The organism is Pseudoflavonifractor sp. SW1122 (assembly GCF_012027765.1).
Classification (GTDB): Bacteria; Bacillota; Clostridia; order Oscillospirales; family Oscillospiraceae; genus Enterenecus; species Enterenecus faecium.
Map to the genome: position 1 here is coordinate 1 of NZ_SJOS01000011.1, position 20,186 is coordinate 20,186.

The following is a 20,186-nucleotide window of genomic DNA, read 5'->3' on the forward strand; positions in this document are numbered from 1 at the left end:
ACCTAGTCTGTCCGTCTCCCCGGACGATGTACTTATAGGTGCACAGCTCACCCAGACCCATGGGGCCACGGGCGTGGAGGCGCTGGGTGGAGATGCCCATCTCACAGCCCAGGCCAAACTGGCCCCCGTCGGTGAATCGGGTGGAGGCGTTCCAGTACACCGAGGAGCTGTCCACCTGGGTGGTAAAGGCCCGGGCGGCGGCCTCGTCGGCGGTGATGATGGCCTCACTGTGGCCGGTGGAGTGGGCGTTGATGTGGTCGATGGCCTCACTTACGCTGTCCACCACCCCCACGGCCAGGATGTAGTCCAGAAACTCCGTGTCGAAGTCCTGGTCTCCCGCCGGGGTGCCGGGGATGATGGCGGCGGCCCGAGCATCCAGCCGCAGCTGCACCGGGTTGGCCTGCCGTCCTTTTACCAGTCTGGCATAGACCATGGGCAGGAACTGCTCTGCCACAGCAGCGTGCACCAGGCACACCTCGCAGGCATTGCACACGGAGGGCCGGGAGCACTTGGCATTCTCCAAAATGTCCAGGGCCATATTCAAGTCCGCCGCTTGGTCCACATACACATGGCAGATGCCGGTGCCCGTCTGGATGACGGGGACGGTGGCCTGCTCCACACAGGCCCGAATGAGCCCCGCTCCGCCCCGGGGAATGAGCAGGTCCACCAGGCCGTTGGCCTGCATCAGTTCCGTGGACGAGGCCCGGGTGGTGTCCTCCACCAGCACCACGCTGTCTCCCGGCAGCCCCGCCTGCTCCAGGCCAGCTTGCAGGGCCGAGACAATGGCGGCGGCGGACTGGTGGGCCTCCTTGCCGCAGCGCAGCACGCAGGCGGACCCGGCCTTGAGGGCCAGGGCGGCGGCGTCCGAGGTGACGTTGGGGCGGCTCTCATAGATGATGGCGATGACACCCATGGGGCTGGCGGTCTTTTCAATGACCAGACCGTTGGGCCGCTCCTCACCCCGCAGCACCTGACCCACCGGGTCGGGCAGCTGGGCCACTTCCCGCATGCCTGTGGCCATGTCCTGGATGCGCTGGGGGGTGAGGAGGAGGCGGTCCAGCATCACCGGGGCGATGGCGCCCTTGGCCCGCTCCATATCCTGGGCGTTGGCGGCCAGAATGTCCGCCTCATGGGCCTCCAGCTGGTCCGCCATACACAGCAGAGCCTGGTTTTTCTCCTCCGTGGTGGCCGCTGCCACCTGTTTTTTGGCCGCCTTGGCGCGGCGCAGCAGTTCCTGGGTGGTCATACGTGTTCCTCCTTTTTGGCACAGAATCGGGTGCCCACCGGCTTTCCCTCCGCCAGATCATACAGCAGCTCCGGGTGCTCGCCGTGGGAGATGACCATGTCGCAGCCCTGCTCCATGACCATCTGGGCCGCCCGCAGCTTGGTGGCCATGCCGCCGGTGCCCAGGGTGGTGCCCGCTCCTCCGGCCAGGGCCAGTATTTCCGGGGAAATATGGTCCACTCGGTCGATGAGTTGGGCATTGGGGTCTTTGTGGGGGTCGGCGGTGTACAGGCCTTGGATATCACTGAGCAGCACCAGCACGTCCGCATGGATGCAGCAGGCCACCACAGCTCCCAAGGTGTCGTTGTCGCCCACCTTGATCTCGGCGGTGGCTACGGTGTCGTTTTCGTTGATGACGGGGAGCACCCCCAGCTCCAGCAGCCGCTCCAGGGTATTCTGGAAGTTCTCACGTCGGTCCGGGTGGTCGATGTCCTCCCCGGTGAGGAGGATTTGGGCTACCGTGTGGTTGTACATGGCAAAGAGCCGGTCGTAGGTGTACATCAGCTCACACTGGCCCACCGCCGCGGCGGCCTGCTTGGTGGGCATATCCTGGGGCTTGCCGGGCAGGTTGAGCTTGCCCACCCCCATGCCGATGGCGCCGGAGGAGACCAAAATGGTCTCGTGTCCTGCATTCTTCAAGTCAGACAGCACCTTCACCAGCTGCTCCACATGGCGAATGTTCAACAGGCCCGTGGGGTGTGCCAGGGTGGAAGTGCCGATTTTCACCACAATTCTCATAACATGTCCTCTCGCTTTAGTGTGTTAGATTGGAGTTATCATACCACGGGGGGAGAAAAAAAGAAAGCCCTATTTCAGGGCTTTCGGGCCACAGGTCATAGGTCCTGTACTTCTTTTCTGTTTTCTTTCACGCCCTTGCAAGGACGCGCTCCGCTGGGGTCCATTTTGAGTGGCCAAAATGGACAAAAAGCCACAAAAGGGGCTCACGCCCCTTTTGAAACCCCAAATGTTTTTATTTGTCTTGTGCAGTAGGGCCCAAGTCGGCCCTGGTTCTGGAAGGGTCACATAGATAGCGCCACACTTCTCTAGCCCATGCCAACTCCGCTGACAACTTCCACTTCTATCTCCAGGGCCTCAAGTCCGGGTGCTGTGCAGCCGATTCCCGGCCGCCGTCGGCCGGGTGCACCAGAAGAAGGGCCGAAATCAAGAGAAACCAGCACTCACCCAGCAGCAACCGGGCTAAAAAGCGTGTTTCATTTTCTGGTATGGCAAAAGCCTTTCGGCCCGATCTGAAAACACCGCAGCTTCTCGCTGTACCGCAGGGAGGATTCCACAAGGAGGGGAAAGGCCCCTCCTTTGGCGATTCTTTCGTCCATTTCTCATCGCTGAGAAATGGACCCCAGCGGAGCGCGTCTCCCCTTCGCCAAGGGGACGCGGCAAATGAAGCGCAAAAAGGCGGGGTGCGGCATGTCAATAACGCCGAACCACCGCCACCACCCGGCCCAGAATGGAGCACCCCTCCCCGTCAATGGGCTGGTACTCCCCGCTGGAGTTCTCCGGGTACAGCCAAACATGGCCATTTTCCCGGCGGAAGGTCTTCACCGTGGCCTCGTCCTCAAAGAGCGCCACCACAATGTCCCCGGGGTTCACCTCCGGCTGCTGGTGCACCACCACCAGGTCGCCAGGGAGAATCCCCGCCTCGATCATGGACTCTCCCCGCACCCGCAGGGCAAAGTGTTCCCCCACCCGGCCCCCGGTGTCAAAGGTCAGATAGTCCTCAATGCACTCCTCGGCCAAAATGGGGCTGCCGGCGGCCACCGAGCCCACCAGAGGCACCTGGTCCCGGCGGTTGTGGCAGCCGTCGGTGATGGTGATGGCCCGGGTCTTCCCCTCCGCCTGGCTGATGAGCCCCGCCTCCCGCAGGCCCTTCAGGTGGAAGTGCACCGTGGAGGGGGACTTGAGCCCCACATGCTGGGCAATCTCCCGCACCGAGGGAGGGTATCCGTTCTCCTGGGCGAAGGACAAAATGTAGTCGTAAATCTCCTGCTGCTTGTGGGTCAATTTACTCATGTGGCCCCGCCCCTTTCTCGCTGATTCCGTCATTTTTTTCATTGTACCATGTCCCCGCCACGATGTCAAACATTTGTTCCATTTCGTCCGGTTTCCAGGGATTTCCCCCGGGAGCGGTTGAAATAAGCCGGATGTTTTGCTATAATAAAAGATAATTTTTCTTAAGGAATGGGACCCTATGAAGTATGATCGGTGGAATCTCCGCCCCAGCGGCCCAGCCGGGTCCAGGGCGGAGCTGGAACGGGCAGGGTTACCCCCCTTGTGCGCCGCCGTTTTGTGTGCCCGGGGAGTGGACACCGCCCCAGCGGCCTCGGCCTTTTTGGCCCACGGCCCCGACCTGCTCCACGACCCCTTTCTCCTCCAAGACATGGAGAAGGCAGTGGAACGCATTTCCCGGGCCATCCGGGAGCAAGAGACCGTCGCCGTCTACGGCGACTACGACGTGGACGGCATCACCGCCACCTGTCTGCTCACCCAGTTTCTCCGCACGCTGGGTGGCCAGGTGGTCAGCTACATCCCAGACCGTACCGAAGAGGGATACGGTCTGAACAACCACGCCATTGACGCCCTGGCCCGCCAGGGGGTCACCTTGATTGTCACGGTGGACTGCGGCATCACCGCCGCCCAGGAGGTGGAGTACGCCCGGGCCCTGGGGGTGGACGTGGTCATCACCGACCACCACCAGTGCAAAGAGGTCCTGCCCCAGGCCGTGGCCGTGGTGGACCCCCGCCGCCCCGACTGCTCCTACCCCTTCCCCGATCTGGCGGGTGTGGGGGTAGCGTTGAAGCTGGCCCTGGCCCTCACCGCCCCGGCCCAGCGTCCCCAGGTGCTGCTGGACTACGGGGAGCTGGCCGCCATCGGCACGGTGGCGGACGTGATGCTCCTGCAAGGAGAAAACCGGGCCCTGGTCCACCTGGGGCTGGAACGGCTGGCCGACTGCTCCCGCCCCGGCCTCCAGGCCCTGCTGCGGGAGGCGGGCTGTCCCCGGGGACAAGTGCCCACCACCGTCACCATCGGCTATGGCCTGGCCCCCCGCATCAACGCCGCCGGGCGCATGGAGCAGGCGGGCACTGCCCTGGAGCTGCTGCTCACCCAGGACCCCCAGCGGGGGCAGGAGCTGGCCCAGGAGCTGTGCCAGCTCAACCGCCTGCGTCAGGCCATTGAATTGGAGATTTTCCAGCACTGCGACCAGCTGCTGACCCACACCCCAGCCCTGTCTGCCCCGGTGATTGTGCTGGCGGGGGAGGGCTGGCATCAGGGAGTCATCGGCATTGTGGCCTCCCGGCTGGCGGAGAAATTCGCCTGCCCCGCCTTTATGATCAGCCTGGACGGGGACAAGGGCAAGGGCTCTTGCCGCTCCTTCGGCGGCTTCAACCTGTTCGGCGCCCTGGAGCGCTGCGCTCCCCTGCTGGACAGCTACGGCGGCCACGAGTTGGCCGCGGGCTTTTCCATCCGGCGGGACAACATCCCCGCCTTCCGGGCCGCTCTGTGTCAGCTGGTGGAGGAGTTTGCCGGACACCAGCCCATGGAGTCCTCCCTGGACGTGGACTGTGAGATTCCCCACTGTTCCCTGCTGTCCACCCAGGACGTGGAGTCTCTGTCCCTGCTGGAGCCCTTCGGCTCGGGCAACCCCAAGCCGGTGTTTCTGCTGCGCTCGGTGTGTGTACTCTCCCACACGGATGTGGGAGGCGGCCGCCACCTGAAATTGAGGCTGCGCCGGGACGGAGTGGTCATGGACGCCATCTTCTTTTCCGCCAACACCGCCGCCTGCGGCATTGAAAACGGCCAGCGGCTGGATATCGCCTTTACGTTACAAATCAATCAGTTCCGGGGCAACCGCACGGTGCAATTGCAGCTGTGCGACCTGCGCCCCGCCCCCACCCGCTCCCAGCTGGAGCGCTCCCTGTTCCGCCGGCTCCAGGCCGGGGAGACCCTGTCCCCCTGGGAGGCGTCTCTGATGCTCCCCCAGCGCCGGGACTTCGCCCACCTGTGGCGGTATTTGGAGCAGCTGTGCGCCGCCGGGCCCGCCCAGGCCCCCATGGACCAGCTGCTGCGCCAAGTCACCCGCAGCTTCTCCGGCCACCGCTCCTACGGCAAGGCCCTGGTGTGCCTGCACGTGATGGATGAGCGGGGGCTCATCCAGGTGGCGGTGCAAAACCAGCAGGCCACAGTGCGGCTGTGCCGCCCCCGGGAGAAGGTGGATTTGGAGCAGGCGGGTATGATGCGCCAGCTCCGCCACGATTTGGGGTAAATCCATCCCCATTCCCTATATATTCCCCACGTTATGGTATGACCATGGACCAGATTGGTCCAGACTATGGAGAGAGAGTTTTGTGTGGGCCCGGCCCACGCCCGTGTCCGTTGCCCGGACGCCCGAGGAGGTATGACCATGGAATCCATCGAAACACGCTACCAGGCTCTGGAGCAACAGGTGCTTCAGCGCAACCCCAACGCCGATGTGAAGCGGCTGCGCACCGCCTTTGACTACGCCAACGCCCACCACGGCACCCAGCTGCGCAAGAGCGGAGAGCCCTACATCACCCACCCCCTGGCGGTGGCGGAGATTGTCAACGAGCTGGACCTGGATTTGGACTCCATCATCGCCGCCCTGCTCCACGACTGCATTGAGGACACCGACGCCTCCCACGACGACATCGCCAAACTCTTTGGCTCCACGGTGGCGGACCTGGTGGAGGGGGTCACCAAGCTGACCCGGATGCAGTACACCTCCAAGGAAGAGGAGCAGATGGAGAACCTGCGCAAGATGTTCATGGCCATGGCCCAGGACGTGCGGGTGATTCTCATCAAGCTGTGCGACCGCCTGCACAACATGCGCACCCTCCAGTACCAGTCGGAGAAAAAGCAGCGGGAGAAGGCCCTGGAGACCATGGAGATCTACGCCCCCATCGCCCACCGCTTAGGTATGCAGCGCATCAAGTGGGAGCTGGAGGACATCTCCCTGCGCTACCTGGACCCCATCGGCTATGAGGAAGTGGAGCAGGAGCTGGAGAGCATCACCACCCGCAACGCCCAGTTTTTCTCCAACATCCAGCAGCAGCTGGAGGAGCGGCTGGCCGCCGACGGCATCCAGTGCAAGGTATACGGCCGGGTCAAGCACATCTACTCCCTGTACCGGAAGATGTACACACAGAACAAAAATTTCAAGGAAATTTTTGATTTATATGCCTTCCGCGTCATTGTCCCAGACATCCCCAGCTGCTATAATGTGCTGGGTTCCATCCACGACATGTATAACCCGGTGCTGGGCCGGTTCAAAGACTACATCGGCACCCCCAAGCCCAACGGCTATCAGTCCCTGCACACCACCGTCATCGGCCGGGACGGCATCCCCTTCGAGGTGCAAATCCGCACCTGGGAGATGCACCAGACCGCCGAGTACGGCGTAGCCGCCCACTGGAAGTACAAGCAGGGGCTGGCCAACGACAAGCTGGGCAGCGAGAAGGAATTTGAGTGGGTGCGCAAGCTGCTGGAGAGCCAGCAGGACACCGACGCCGAGGAATTTGTCAGCACCTTGAAAGTGGATATGTTCGCCGACGAGGTGTTCGTGTTCACCCCCAACGGAGACGTGAAGAGCCTGCCCGCCGGGGCCACCCCCATCGACTTTGCCTACTCCATCCACTCCGCCGTGGGCAACTCCATGACGGGCGCCCGGGTCAATGGGCGCATTGTCACCTATGACACCCCCCTGAAAAACGGGGACATTGTGGAGATCATCACCTCCAAGGCCGCCCGAGGCCCCAGCCGGGACTGGATGAAGATCTGCAAATCCAACGAAGCGCGAAACAAAATTCGCCAGTGGTTTAAAAAGGAGCGCCGGGAGGAGAACATCGCCACCGGGCGGGCCGCCTTTGAGACCGAGCTGAAGCACATGGGCCTGACCATGGCCTCCATCACCACCACCCCCGAGGTCACCGACGCTCTGCTGCGGCGGCTGCGCTACGGGTCCCTGGATGAGGTATACGCCGCCATCGGCTACGGCGGCATGTCCGCCCAGAAGGCGGTGGCCCGCATCAAGGAGGAGTTGCAGCGCATCATCCGAGACGACCAGCACAAGGCGGAGCAGAAGGTGCTCCAGGCCTCTCTGGCCAAGGGAGATACCATCTTCCCCGCCGCTGCCAAGGTGTCCACCCCCACGGGCCAAAAGCCCCGCCACTCCTCCAACGGCATTCTGGTGGAGGGGCTGGACAACTGCACCGTCAAGTTCTCCAAGTGCTGCACCCCCGTCCCCGGAGACCCGGTGGTGGGCTTCATCACCCGGGGCTATGGCGTGTCCATCCACCGCAAGGACTGCCCCAACGCCGACCCCCTGCGCCGCAAGCCGGAGGAGGCGGGCCGCTGGGTGGCCGTGTCCTGGGTGGAGGGCGATCAGATCAACTACCGCACCTCCCTGGAGATCTCCGCCAAGGACCGGGACGGCCTGGCCCTGGACGTGGCCATGGCCCTGTCCACCCAGAAGGTGAAGGTGAACAACCTCTCCGCCCGCTCCCAGCCCGACGGCTACGCCACCATCTTCCTGGAGCTGTCGGTGAAGGACCGCAACGAGCTCACCGGAGTCATCAATAAGCTGTCCCAAATTCAGGGCGTGTTCCTGGTACAGCGTGCCAACGGATAAAAATAATGAAGAACGAAGAATGAAAAATGAAGAATGCAGGCCCTCCAGTTTGCGTCTTTCATTTAAATCCGTGCCGCATGGCGGCGCACCATAATTATTCACTATTCATTATTCATTTTTCACTTAAATATATAGTAAGGAGTCCTCTTTGAAATGGAAACCCATTCCTTCCAGCCCCTGCTCTTCGGCGGGGACATCAACGTATACAGCGTGGCCCGGGCCTTCCACGAGGCCTACGGGGTAAAGAGCATTGCCTTCGGCAAGTTCGCCGCCACCTTCCCCTGCGCCTTCTCCTCCATCATCGACTACCGCCCCTGCCTGGAGAATGAAGACGCCGACGCCTTTTTGAAAAACGTCACCGACGTGGCCCGGGAAGTGGCTCCCAAGACGGTGCTGGTCATCGGCTGCGGCGACAGCTATGTGAAGCTGGCCGCCCACCTGAAAGACAAGTTCCCCGAAAACGTCAAGTGCAACTACATCTCCGGGGAAATGCTGGACCAGCTCACCGACAAAGAGCAGTTCTACGCCCTGTGTGACCGCTACGGCATCGACCACCCCACCACCTTTGTCTACGACCAGGAGATGGGCCACGACTTTAAGCCCCCCTTCGGCGCCCCCTACATCGCCAAGCCCGCCGACGGCGTGGCCTATTGGGCCACCGGCCACCGGGAGCTGAAGAAGGTGTACCTGTGCGACACCTGGGAGGAGCTTCTCTCCGCCCTGGACGAGGTGTACGCCGCCGGGTATCCGGGCAAAATGATTCTCCAGGAGTTCATTCCCGGGGACGACACCTACATGCGGGTGCTGACCAACTACTCCGACCAGCACGGCAAGGTCAAGCTCATGTGCCTGGGCCACGTGCTCCTGGAGGAGCACTCCCCCCACGGCATTGGCAACCACGCCGTCATCATCACCGAGCACCAGCAGGAGCTGTGCGACAAGATTCGGGGCATGCTGGAGGACCTGGGGTATGTGGGCTTCTCCAACTTCGACATCAAGCTAGACCCTCGGGACGGCAAGTACAAGGCCTTTGAGATCAACTGCCGCCAGGGCCGCTCCAACTACTACGTCACCGGGTCCGGCCACAACATCGCCACCTACCTGGTGGGAGATCTCATCGAGGGCAAGGACCTGCCCCTCACCGTGGTGAAAAACCAGAGCCTGTGGCGGATGATTCCCCGGGTTCTGGCCTATGAGTTCATCCCCAAGAACTATCACCCCCAGATGAAGGCCCTCATTCGGGCCGGGGCCGACCACCACTCCATGGAGTACCGCCCCGACTACACTCTGGGCCGGGTGCTGCGGGTGTGGAAAAACCACATCGGCAACATCCACCGCTTCCGCCAGTACTGCAAAAAGCCCCAGAACTAAGGGAGATTCCGAATATGACTGAACAAAAGCTGGGCATTTTGGGGGGCATGGGCCCCCAGGCCACCCAGGTCTTCTATCAATATGTGCTGGACCGCACCGAGGCCAGCTGTGACCAGGAGCACCTGCCCACTCTCATCCTGTCCGACACCAAAATGCCCGACCGCACCGCCGCCATCCTTTCCGGGCACACCCAAGCCCTGTATGAGCGGCTGCTTCGAGACGCCAAGCTGCTGGAGGACTGCGGCTGCACCGCCATCGCCATCCCCTGCAACACCTCCCACTACTTTGTGGACAAGCTGCAAGGGGACCTTCACACCCCCATTCTCCACATGATTCGGGAGACCGCCGCCGCCATCTACGCCCAGGGCCGCCGCCGTCCCGCCATTCTGGCCACCGACGGCACCATCCAGTCCGGACTGTACCAGGCCGCCTGCGCCCAGTATGGGCTGGAGGCTGTGGCCCCGGATGCCGCCATTCAGGCCCTGGTGATGTCCATTATCTACGACGAGATCAAGCAGGGCGAGCGGGGCAGCCGGGAGAAGTTTGCCGCCATCGACAAGGCCATGCGTCAGGCCGGGTGCGACTGCGCCATTCTGGCCTGCACCGAGCTGTCCGTGTTCCGCACCTACCACAATTTGCCCCCCTTCTACGTGGACGCCATGGAGGTGTTGGCGGAGACTGCCGTCACCCGCTGTGGCTACCAGCTGCGTACCATTTAATTTCCCCGTAGGCCAAAAAGCCCTCGGCAGAATTTCCCCGCCCACAGGCGGGGAAATCAATTGAAATCACGTATTTTCCCAGGACATGCGCATGGGAAAATACACTTCTCAGCCCGCAAGCGTGCGCGTTTGCGCGTGCGACGCAGCGGGCTGCAACTCTCTCTTGGCAATGCTGGCATTGCCAAGACGATCATCGAGGTGTCTAGATATGAATCTGACCAAATATTCCCTGGGGGAGTACACCTCCCTCCTCACCACCAAAAACCTCCTGGCCTCCCCTCTGCCCGCAGGGCTGGACCTCTCCCGCACCGTGGAGCTGGTGTCCTACGACTCCAAAAATGTCGTCCCCGGCACCCTGTTTCTGTGTAAGGGCGCCCATTTCCGCCCCGAATACCTGCAGCAGGCTGCCGACCGGGGCGCCTTCGCCTACGTCAGTGAGACCCCCTACCCGGAGGTGGACCTGCCCTGCATCCACGTCACCGACATGCGCCAGGTCATCGCCCCCTTTGCAGTCCAGTACTACAATGACCCCTCCCGTCTGCTGAACGTCATCGGCATCACCGGCACCAAGGGCAAGTCCTCCACCACCTACTACCTCAAGTACATTCTGGACGAGTATCTCTCCAGCCGGAAGGTGCGCTGCGGGGTCATCTCCTCCATTGACACCTACGACGGCGTGGAGGAGTTCGAGTCCCACCTCACCACCCCCGAGCCTCTGGAACTGCAAAAGCACTTTGCCAATGCCCTCTCCTCCGGGCTGGGCTATCTGACCATGGAGGTGTCCTCCCAGGCGCTCAAGTACCACCGCACCCTGGGCACCCGGTTTGCCGCCGCCTGTTTCTTGAACATCGGCACCGACCACATCTCCCCCATCGAGCACCCCGACTTCGAGGACTACTTCCAGTCCAAGCTGAAGATCTTCGCCCAGGCGGAGGTGTCCTGCGTCAACCTGGACTGTGACCACGCCGACCGGGTGGAAGAAGCCGCCCGCCGGGACTGCCGCCGAGTGGTCACCTTCTCCCGCACCAATCCCAAGGCCGACGTGTACGGCTCCCACATCCGCAAGCGGGGCAACGACATCATCTTCCGGGTCACCATCACCGGGGGTCAGTCCCGGGAGTTCCAGCTGACCATGCCCGGCCTGTTCAACACCGAGAACGCCCTGGCCGCCATCGCCGTGTGCCACGCCCTGGGCATCCCCCAGCAGTGCATCTATGTGGGCCTCATGAAGGCTCGGGTGCCCGGCCGCATGGAGGTGTACACCAACGCCAACGACCACATCACCGCCATTGTGGACTACGCCCACAACCGCATGAGCTTTGAGACCCTGTTCAAATCCGTGCTGGAGGAGTACCCCGGGCGGCGCATTGTCACCGTGTTCGGCTGTCCCGGCAAAAAGGCCCTGGACCGCCGGAGGGACTTGGGCGAGGTGTCCGGCAAATACTCCGACCTGGTGGTGCTCACCGAGGAGGACTCCGGCGAGGAGGATACCGTGTCCATCTGCCAGGAGATCGCCACCCATGTGGCCGAGCAGGGCTGCGCCTATGAGATTCAGCCCAACCGGGGCGAGGCCATTCGCCAGGCCATTCTGGGCTGCGACAAGCCCACCGTAATTCTCATCACCGGTAAGGGGGCTGAGACCCGGCAGAAGCGGGGCCTGGAGTACATCGACACCCCCTCGGATGTGGACTACTCCAAGACCTTCCTGCAAGAATATGACGTGATCCACGGCCTGGACGGCCTGGAGAAGGTGCGCTCCATCTCCTCCGTCCTCCCCGCCCTGAAAGAAATGGCGGGCCAGACCGTGGTGGTGAAGTACGGCGGCTCCGCCCTGGGCCCTGACGGGGCAGTGGACTCCATCCTCCAGGACGTGGCCACCCTGCAAATGGCGGGCCTGCGGGTGGTGCTGGTCCACGGCGGCGGCAAGAACATCACCGCCCTGCTGGAGCGGCTCAACGTTCCCACCCACTTTGAAAACGGCTACCGGGTCACCGACGAGGCCGCCCTGGGGGTGGCGGAGATGGCCCTGTCCGCCCAGGTGAACAAGTCCATCGTCTCCGCCCTGAACGATTTGGACGTGGCGGCGGTGGGTGTGTCCGGCAAGGACGGCCACCTCATCACCGCTCAGTGCAAGAATCCCGCCCTGGGCCGGGTGGGTCAGATCACCCAGGTGGACACCCGTCTGCTGGAGACCCTGCTGGGGGCTGGCTTCCTCCCCGTGGTGTCCCCCATCGCTGGCGGCGATGGGGCCGGGTACAACTGCAACGCCGACGACGCCGCCCAGGCCATCGCCGAGGCCCTTCACGCCCACCGTCTGGTGTTTCTCACCGATGTGGGTGGCATCCTCATTGACAGCCACAACACCAAGACCGCCGTGGCCCACATGGACGCCCAGCGGGCCAGAGAGCTCATGGATGCCGGACTCATCGCCGGAGGCATGGTGCCCAAGGTCCAGGGCTGTCTCCACGCCCTGGAGAGCGGCGTGGGAGAGGTGTCCATCCTGGACGGACACTGTGAGCACGTGTTGCTGCTGGATGTGCTGCATCAACGGGTGTCTGGCACCATTCTCACTCCTTAAAAACCAAACAAAGAACCGACCGGAGAGGCAGAAGATTCTGCTTCTCCGGTTTTTTGTTGCTTCCACTACCCGCAGGGCAAACTGAGAGATTGCTCTTCTCCAATTTCTCAGGCGCAGACCAGCGCCCCGCCCGGGGACGCTCCGCTGGGCCCGATTTCTCCCCGATGAGAAATCGGGGAAAGAATCGCTTAGGGCGTTCCCCCCTAAGGACCTCCCTGGGGTACGAGGCTGGCCCTGCGGTGGTTCTCAGGCCGGGCCGAAAAGCAAGTACCATACCAAGGGAGTAAAAAGCTCTGATTTTCTCTATTACTGCCGGGATAGTGCACGTTTCTCCAGGTTTCGGCCCTTTCTGGTCCCCCCGGCCCACGGCGGCCGGGAATCGGCCGCACACCGCCAAACTTGAGGCCCTGGCAAGAGAAACGGAATCTATCAGCGGAGTAGGTATATCCCAGAGAGGCTATACGCCATCTATGTGACCTCTCCAGGTCCAGGGCCGACTACGGCCCCACCGCACAAAACAAAATAAAATCATTGGGGTTTCAAAAGGGGCGGGCCCCTTTTGTGGCTTTTCGTCCATTTTGGCCAGTCAAAATGGACCCCAGCGGAGCGTCCCCGGCTGGGGCGCTGAAGTGTGCCTGAGAAATTGGAGAAGTACACCCCCTCAGTCTGCCTAACGGCAGACATCTCCCCTTCTTTGAGCGTGGGAACCACGCCCGCTAAACCTGCATAGACTGGGTCAAAATCTCTCATCCAGAGGTGTTGACCCATGAAACTTGCCCCTTTGCTGGCCGTGCTCGGCCACTCCTGTGACCAGGATGTGGACATTTCCTCCCTCTCCTGCGACTCCCGCACCGTCACCCCCGGCGCCCTCTTTGTGGCCATCCCCGGCGAACACGCCGACGGCACCCAGTACATCCCCCAGGCCGTGGACCGGGGGGCCGCCGCTGTGGTCTCTCCCGTGTCCCTGCCCTGCTCCGTCCCCCTCTTTGTGGTGGAGGAGCCCCGGGATGCCCTGGCCCACCTGGCCGCCGCCTTCTATGGCCACCCCGCCAAGAGCCTGGCCCTCATCGGCATTACCGGCACCAAGGGCAAGACCACCACCGCCCACATGGTGCGGGACATTCTTCTAGCTGCCGGGCACACAGCCGGGATGATCGGCACCATGGGGGCATACATAGGGCGGGAGAAATGGGCCGACTGCCCCAACACCACCCCGGACCCCCTGCTCCTCCACCAGCTGCTGAGCGACATGGTGGCCCAGGGGTGCACCCACGTGGTAATGGAGGTGTCCTCCCAGGCCATGAAGCACCACCGGGTGGCGGGGCTCACCTTCGCCGCCGGGGTCTTCCTCAATCTCTCCCCCGACCACATCGGCCCCGGGGAGCACGCCGACTACGCCGAGTACGCCGCCTGCAAGGCCGCCTTCTTCGCCCAGTGCGCCGGAGCGGTGGGCAATGGGGAGGACATGGCCTGGCCCCAGATGGCCGCCCAGCTGCCCCCAGAGGCCCCAGTGGCCACCTTTGGGTTCTCCCCCACCTGCGGGGTGCAAGGGGTCACGGTGGCCCCCATAGAGGCTCCCAGTGCCCTGGGCAGCCGCTTCACGGTGGCGGGCTGTGACACCCCCTATACCATCCCCCTCCCCGGACGGCACCACGTCCAGGACGCCCTGGCGGCGGTGGCGGTATGCCGCCAGCTGGGGCTGCCGGAAGAGGCCATCCGCCAGGGGCTGGAGGGAGCCGCTGTGCCCGGGCGGGCCCAGGTATTCCCCAACCACCGGGGGATTCGGGTGGTGGTGGACTACGCCCACAACGCCGCCAGCTTCCGGGCCATTCTGAGCTGCCTCCACTGCTACCCCCACGGGAACATCATTGTGGTGTTTGGGGCCGGGGGCAACCGTCCCCCCATGCGGCGGCTGGACATGGCCCAAGTGGCGGCGGAACTGGCAGACTGCGCCATCGTCACCACCGACAACCCCCGGTGGGAGCCGGTGGAGGACATCTGCCGCTCCATCACCCAGGCCCTGGGCCGTCAAATTCCCTGGGAGGTGATCTACGACCGGAGAGAGGCCATTTTCCGGGCGTTAGACCTGGCCCAGCCCGGAGATATGGTGGCCCTGCTGGGCAAGGGCCACGAAGGGTATATTGAGACCTGTGGGCTGCGCCTGCCCTTTTCCGAGTGGGCGGTGCTGGAGGAATACTTCCACAGACACCCCTAGGTGGTGTGGAAGTTTCGCAGGAAAACAGCGGCGGGTGGAATTCTTCCACCCGCCGCTTATCTGTCTCGCTTCGTCAATATCCAAAGTTGCTGTAGTCGATCATGGCCAGATCAATGGAGTTAAAGTCGTCCTGAGATGGGGTCCAGATGTTCCCGTCGTCCTCAATCTGCACGGTGAAGGTCTCCGCCTCCCCGTTTCCGGTGTTGGGCAGCTCCTTCTCCAACAGGTCCACGATCTTCTCGGCGTACACCGCGTCAATCTCCTGATACTCCTCCTCGCTGAGGGCCTCCAGCTGCTCCTGGGTGGTGATGCCCCGGTCCGCCAGAATCTGCTCGAAGATTTTCTCGAAGTCGTCCGAGGTCACCTTGGTCATGAGATCAATGGGGCGCACCGTCACCTCCACGGCATAGTTGCCGCTGTCCAGCTTGGTGGCAGCCCCCACGGTGTAGTCGCTGTGGCTGTAAATCTCCTTGTACAGCTCGGTCAAACGCTGGGTGATCTCCTCGGTGGGGTAGTCAATGAGGCCAATGCCGCTTTCAAAGAACTCCACTTCCACCTGGATGCCCTCTTCGTACTGCTGTTGGGCCTCCTCCTCGGACAGCTCCATCTCGGTCTGATAGTCCTTGTTGAGCTTGCCCAGGTATGTCAGGTCCAAATAGCCCTGGACATAGCCCTCCATGCGGCTCTTCTCGCTGCCCAGGTTCAGGCTGATGCTGCCGCAGGCGGTGAGAGACAGGGCCAGTACCGCTGCCCCGGCCATGGCCACCCATTTCATACGCTTTTTCATGATGACGCCCCCTTTTCTTCCCAATTCTCACAACAGAAGGCGGAGAAATCCGTCCTCTTTTTGTCAGTATAGCACAAAAGCGCCCCCTTGTACAGATGCAAAAAAGCCTGGGCCCACGAGAACTCGTGAGTCCAGGCTCTTTTTGTTCTAATACGGTAGCCCGTATTCCATTACACCAGCTGGATGATGGCCATCTCGGCGGCGTCGCCGCGACGGGGACCCATCTTCAGCACACGGGTGTAACCGCCATTGCGGTCGGCGTACTTGGGGCCGATCTCGTCGAAGAGCTTCTTAGCCACATCCTCCTTGGTGATGTAGCTGAGCACCTGACGGTAAGAAGCCAGGTTGTTCTTCTTAGCCAGGGTGATCATCTTCTCGGCAATGGGGGCGACCTCCTTAGCGCGGGCGTAGGTGGTCTTGATCTGACCATTCTCCAGCAGGTAGGTGGTCATGGCGCGCAGCATGGCGCGGCGCTGATCGCTGGTCTTACCCAGTTTACGGTTCTGAGCCATTTTTAACACTCCTCCGACCTCGCGTTGCGAGATCTCATTCAAATTCGTTCTGGCACCCGGATGGGGGACACTTGCGTGTGGGTGAGGAGGAACGTTACATACCCTCTACCCTGCCTCCAGTGGGCCCCCGTGGATTTCTCCACGGGGAATCCTCACATTTTTTAGTTTTCCTCGCTGGCCAGGGACAGACCCATCATCGCCAGCTTGTTGATGACCTCTTCCAGGGACTTGCGGCCCAGGTTGCGCACCTTCATCATCTCGTCCTCGGTCTTGGAGATCAAGTCCTCCACGGTGTTGATGTTGGCCCGCTTGAGGCAGTTGAAGGAACGGACAGACAGGTCCAGCTCCTCGATGGTCAGCTCCAGCACCTTATCGCGCTGGGTCTCAGCCTTCTCCACCACGGTGGACTTGGAGCCCATGGTCTCAGAGAGATCGGTGAAGAGGGTGAAGTGGTCCAGCAGGATGCGGGCGCCCAGGGACACGGCGTCCCGGGCGGAGATGGTGCCGTTGGTCCAGACCTCCAGGGTCAGCTTGTCGTAGTCGGTGGCGTCTCCCACGCGGGTGTTCTCCACGGTGTAGTTGACCTTGCGCACAGGGGTGTACACAGAGTCCACGGGAATGACGCCGATGACCGTCTGAGCATTCTTGTTCCGGTCGGCGGTGACGTAGCCACGGCCCTGGGACAAGGTCAGCTCCATGTTCAGAGTGGCATCGGGGCCCAGAGTGGCGATGTGATGCTCAGGGTTGAGAATCTCCACATCGCTGTCGGCCTTGATGTCACCAGCCGTCACGACCCCCTCACCGGAGGCCTCGATATAGACGGTTTTGACCCCTTCGCTGTACAGCTTGGCAATGATGCCCTTGATGTTCAGAACGATCTGGGTCACGTCCTCCTTCACCCCGGGGATGGTGGAGAACTCGTGCTGGACGCCGGCGATTTTCACCGTGGTCACTGCGGTGCCGGGCAGAGAGGACAGAAGGATGCGGCGCAGGGAGTTGCCAATGGTGGTGCCGTAGCCCCGCTCCAGAGGCTCTACGACATACTTGCCGTAGGTCTCCTCACCCACGTTTTCGATGCACTCAATGCGCGGCTTCTGAATTTCTACCATATCGTGAATACCCTCCTTTTACTGTGGCGTAGCTTCCAAAACGGTTGCGAACTGCTTGAGTTGAGGGTGACGATTACTTGGAGTACAACTCCACGATCAGGTTGACAGCGACCTCGAAGTCGATATCCTCACGGGTGGGCATGGCCACGACCTTGCCCTGGAGGGGGGCGTTCTTGGTCTTCTCCAGCCAGGCGGGAGCGGCCACGAACTTATCCTCCTCCACCAGCTTCTTGAACTTGGCGGAAGAACGGCTCTTCTCGCACACGGCGATCTCCTCGCCCACCTTCACCAGGTAGGAGGGGATGTTCACGCGCTTGCCATTGACGGTGAAGTGGCCGTGGTTGACCAGCTGACGGGCCTCGCGGCGGGTGCTGGCCAGACCCAGACGGTACACCACGTTGTCCAGGCGGCGCTCCAGCAGGGTCATCAGCTCGTCGCCGGTGTTGCCCTTCATGCGGGCGGCCTTCTCATAGTAGGAACGGAACTGCTTCTCCAGCACGCCGTAGATGAACTTCACCTTCTGCTTCTCAGTCAGCTGCAGAGCGTACTCGCTCTTCTTGCTGCGGCGCTGGGGGCCGGGGTTCCGGTTGGACTCCTTATTCACGCCCATGGTGGCGGGAGAGATGCCCAGGGTTCTGCAACGCTTCAGATAGGGCTGCATATTCTTAGCCATATTGCTTTTCCTCCTTCCAGATTACACGCGGCGGCGCTTGGGGGGACGGCAGCCGTTGTGGGGCACGGGGGTCACGTCCTTGATCAGGGTGACTTCCAGGCCCACGGCCTGCAGAGCCCGGATGGCGGCCTCACGGCCCTGGCCGGGACCCTTGACGTACACCTCAACGCTCTTGAGGCCGCACTGCTCGATGGCAGCGTTGGCGGCAGTCTCAGCAGCGGTCTGGGCGGCGAAGGGGGTGGACTTACGAGAGCCACGGAAGCCCATCTCGCCGGAGGAAGCCCAGGACAGGGCGTTGCCCTGCATGTCGGTCACAGTAACCATGGTGTTGTTGAAGGAGGAACGGATGTGCACCTGACCCTTCTCCACGTTCTTGCGCTCACGACGGCGCTTGATCACTTTCTTAGCAGTAGCCATGTGTCTAATCCCTCCTTACTTCTTCTTGTTCGCCACAGTGCGCTTGGGACCCTTGCGGGTACGAGCGTTGGTCTTGGAACGCTGGCCGCGGACGGGCAAGCCCTTGCGGTGACGGACACCACGGTAGCAGCCGATCTCGGTCAGACGCTTGATGTCCATAGCCACATTCCGGCGCAGGTCGCCCTCCACCACGTAGTCGTGGCTGATGATCTCACGCAGCTTGGCCTCATCGGCGTCGGTGAGGTCCTTCACGCGGGTATCAGGGTTAATGCCAGCCTTCTCCAGAATCTTGGTAGCGCTGGTACGGCCAATGCCGTAGATATAGGTGAGTCCGATCTCGACTCGCTTCTCCTTAGGCAGATCAATGCCTGCAATACGTGCCATATTCTCCTTGCCCCTCCTTTAACCTTGTCTCTGCTTGTGCTTGGGGTTTTCACAAATGACCATTACTTTGCCCTTGCGCTTGATGATCTTGCACTTCTCGCACATGGGCTTGACAGACGGTCTTACTTTCATATCGGTTAACCTCCTGTGAATGCCTGATGGCCCCGAGTTGGGCGGAGGCAAGGCCCCGGCCCTTCTCGGTCGTGTTATCTCTTACTTGCTTCGCCAGGTGATGCGACCCCTGGTCAGGTCGTAGGGCGACATCTGTACGGTGACCTTGTCGCCGGGCAGGATGCGGATGAAGTTCATGCGCAGCTTGCCGGAAATGTGGGCCAGGATGATGTGTCCGTTCCCGATGTCCACATTGAAAGTCGTATTGGGCAGGGCCTCGGTGACGACGCCCTCCAGCTCGATCATATCGTCCTTCGCCAAAGCTTCATACCTCCATTTCGTCCCGGATGGCCGCCAACGCCGCCCGCAGCTCGCGGTTGCGGACAGGTTCGCCGGCCCGGACTTTTTCGATGGTTGGGTGTTGAAACTCTCCCACGCACTGAACGTGCTTGACGTTCTTGCGCTTGGGGTTCTCCACCCGCCGCCGCTTCCCATCTGCCAGCAGCACGAAGCTGCCATCCACTGCCAGGACACAGAACAGCTGGTCCTTGTCGTGGCCGCTGAGGGAGCGCACGATTTGGGCTTGTTGGAAACTCATGTCACATCTCTCCGCATTGGGTGAGAATCTCGACCTCTCCGTCGGTGATGAGTACGGTATTTTCGTAATGGGCCGCCAGAGAGCCGTCCACCGTCACGGTGGTCCAGCCGTCCTTGAGCACCTTTACCTGCCAGTCACCGGCACACACCATGGGCTCCACGGCAATGGTCATGCCGGGTTGGAGCCGGGGGCCGTGGCCAGCGGGACCGTAGTTGGGCACCTCGGGGGCCTCGTGGAGTTTCGCGCCCACACCGTGGCCAACGAAGTCGCGAACGACCGAGTAGCCGAAGCTCTCCACATACTTCTGAACGGCATGGGAGATGTCAGACACTCGTTGGCCGGCCTTGGCGTGCTTCATGCCTTCCCAGAAGCTCTGCTGGGTGACCTCGATGAGGCGCGCTGCCTCTTCGGAGATCTTCCCGCAGGGATAGGTGGCAGCACAGTCGCCGTGGAAACCATCGATGCAGGCACCCACGTCTACGCTGACGATGTCACCCTCCTTCAGCACCACCTTCTTGGAAGGGATGCCGTGGATGACCACGTCGTTGACCGAGATGCAGGCAGATCCAGAGAATCCGCCGTAGCCCAGGAAGGAAGGTTTCGCTCCCTGGCTCTCGATGAACTTGCGTACCGCGGTATCAATGTCTAAGGTCGTCACGCCGGGGGCCACCAGGCGCCCGGCCAGCTCTCTGGCCTGGGCGGCGATGCGGCCCGCGCGGCGCATTGCGTCCAGCTCTCTGGACGACTTGAGCGTAATCAGCTCCATC

Annotated in this window: 19 protein-coding genes; 6 read left to right on the top strand and 13 right to left on the bottom strand. The window is 62.1% G+C overall.

Features of this window, described 5'->3' with window-relative positions; all coding sequences use genetic code 11:
- From E0L15_RS04125 to lexA, 3 genes are all read right to left on the bottom strand, one after another.
- Positions 1-1,246 (bottom strand): glutamate-5-semialdehyde dehydrogenase (locus E0L15_RS04125; RefSeq protein WP_168124645.1); only part of this gene is annotated, 1,246 nt, incomplete at its 3' end.
- Positions 1,243-2,022, bottom strand: coding sequence for a glutamate 5-kinase (gene proB / locus E0L15_RS04130; RefSeq protein ID WP_087370817.1), 780 nt, complete (start codon positions 2,020-2,022; stop codon positions 1,243-1,245). The genes proB and E0L15_RS04125, both read right to left, overlap by 4 nt.
- 690 nt (positions 2,023-2,712) lie before the next feature.
- Complete coding sequence (gene lexA / locus E0L15_RS04135) at positions 2,713-3,312, bottom strand: transcriptional repressor LexA (RefSeq protein WP_087230453.1); 600 nt, start codon at positions 3,310-3,312, stop codon at positions 2,713-2,715.
- 178 nt (positions 3,313-3,490) lie between these two features.
- On the opposite strand from lexA, the gene recJ reads away from it, so the two are divergent.
- From recJ to E0L15_RS04165, 6 genes are all read left to right on the top strand, one after another.
- Positions 3,491-5,563 carry a single-stranded-DNA-specific exonuclease RecJ gene (recJ, locus tag E0L15_RS04140; protein ID WP_168124646.1) on the top strand — a complete coding sequence of 691 codons (2,073 nt, stop codon included), beginning with the start codon at positions 3,491-3,493 and terminating at the stop codon, positions 5,561-5,563.
- Between the two features lie 138 nt (positions 5,564-5,701).
- Positions 5,702-7,945 carry a bifunctional (p)ppGpp synthetase/guanosine-3',5'-bis(diphosphate) 3'-pyrophosphohydrolase gene (locus tag E0L15_RS04145; protein ID WP_087230459.1) on the top strand — a complete coding sequence of 748 codons (2,244 nt, stop codon included), beginning with the start codon at positions 5,702-5,704 and terminating at the stop codon, positions 7,943-7,945.
- A 153-nt stretch (positions 7,946-8,098) separates the two neighbouring features.
- Complete coding sequence (locus tag E0L15_RS04150; protein ID WP_168124647.1) at positions 8,099-9,316, top strand: ATP-grasp domain-containing protein; 1,218 nt, start codon at positions 8,099-8,101, stop codon at positions 9,314-9,316.
- Between the two features lie 14 nt (positions 9,317-9,330).
- Positions 9,331-10,035 (top strand): amino acid racemase, encoded by a 705-nt coding sequence (locus tag E0L15_RS04155; protein ID WP_168124648.1) that lies wholly within the window; start codon positions 9,331-9,333, stop codon positions 10,033-10,035.
- A 208-nt stretch (positions 10,036-10,243) separates the two neighbouring features.
- Positions 10,244-12,613, top strand: a complete 2,370-nt coding sequence (argB, locus tag E0L15_RS04160) for an acetylglutamate kinase (protein WP_168124649.1) — start codon at positions 10,244-10,246, stop codon at positions 12,611-12,613.
- 766 nt (positions 12,614-13,379) lie between these two features.
- Positions 13,380-14,828, top strand: a complete 1,449-nt coding sequence (locus E0L15_RS04165) for a UDP-N-acetylmuramoyl-L-alanyl-D-glutamate--2,6-diaminopimelate ligase (protein ID WP_168124650.1) — start codon at positions 13,380-13,382, stop codon at positions 14,826-14,828.
- 73 nt (positions 14,829-14,901) lie between these two features.
- On the opposite strand, the gene E0L15_RS04170 is transcribed toward E0L15_RS04165, so the two are convergent.
- From E0L15_RS04170 to map, 10 genes are all read right to left on the bottom strand, one after another.
- Positions 14,902-15,615, bottom strand: a complete 714-nt coding sequence (locus tag E0L15_RS04170; RefSeq protein ID WP_168124651.1) for a hypothetical protein — start codon at positions 15,613-15,615, stop codon at positions 14,902-14,904.
- A gap of 170 nt (positions 15,616-15,785) precedes the next feature.
- Positions 15,786-16,127: a 50S ribosomal protein L17 gene (gene rplQ / locus E0L15_RS04175; protein WP_087230477.1), complete on the bottom strand. Its 342-nt coding sequence runs from the start codon at positions 16,125-16,127 to the stop codon at positions 15,786-15,788.
- 161 nt (positions 16,128-16,288) lie between these two features.
- Positions 16,289-17,236, bottom strand: coding sequence for a DNA-directed RNA polymerase subunit alpha (locus tag E0L15_RS04180; protein WP_087230480.1), 948 nt, complete (start codon positions 17,234-17,236; stop codon positions 16,289-16,291).
- Positions 17,237-17,309: 73 nt separating this feature from the next.
- The gene (gene rpsD / locus E0L15_RS04185) at positions 17,310-17,909 is read right to left on the bottom strand and encodes a 30S ribosomal protein S4 (RefSeq protein WP_087230483.1); all 600 of its coding nucleotides are present in this window, start codon (positions 17,907-17,909) and stop codon (positions 17,310-17,312) included.
- 21 nt (positions 17,910-17,930) lie between these two features.
- Complete coding sequence (gene rpsK, locus E0L15_RS04190) at positions 17,931-18,326, bottom strand: 30S ribosomal protein S11 (RefSeq protein ID WP_087230488.1); 396 nt, start codon at positions 18,324-18,326, stop codon at positions 17,931-17,933.
- A gap of 15 nt (positions 18,327-18,341) precedes the next feature.
- Positions 18,342-18,710 (bottom strand): 30S ribosomal protein S13, encoded by a 369-nt coding sequence (rpsM, locus tag E0L15_RS04195; protein WP_087230492.1) that lies wholly within the window; start codon positions 18,708-18,710, stop codon positions 18,342-18,344.
- An 18-nt stretch (positions 18,711-18,728) separates the two neighbouring features.
- Positions 18,729-18,842: a 50S ribosomal protein L36 gene (gene rpmJ / locus E0L15_RS04200; protein WP_006573428.1), complete on the bottom strand. Its 114-nt coding sequence runs from the start codon at positions 18,840-18,842 to the stop codon at positions 18,729-18,731.
- Between the two features lie 81 nt (positions 18,843-18,923).
- Positions 18,924-19,142: a translation initiation factor IF-1 gene (gene infA / locus E0L15_RS04205; RefSeq protein ID WP_087230495.1), complete on the bottom strand. Its 219-nt coding sequence runs from the start codon at positions 19,140-19,142 to the stop codon at positions 18,924-18,926.
- Between the two features lie 4 nt (positions 19,143-19,146).
- Entirely contained in the window at positions 19,147-19,419 is a 273-nt protein-coding gene (locus E0L15_RS04210) for a KOW domain-containing RNA-binding protein (RefSeq protein WP_168124652.1), read from the bottom strand.
- Position 19,420: 1 nt separating this feature from the next.
- Positions 19,421-20,179, bottom strand: a complete 759-nt coding sequence (gene map, locus E0L15_RS04215) for a type I methionyl aminopeptidase (RefSeq protein WP_168124673.1) — start codon at positions 20,177-20,179, stop codon at positions 19,421-19,423.
- Positions 20,180-20,186 lie beyond the last annotated feature (7 nt).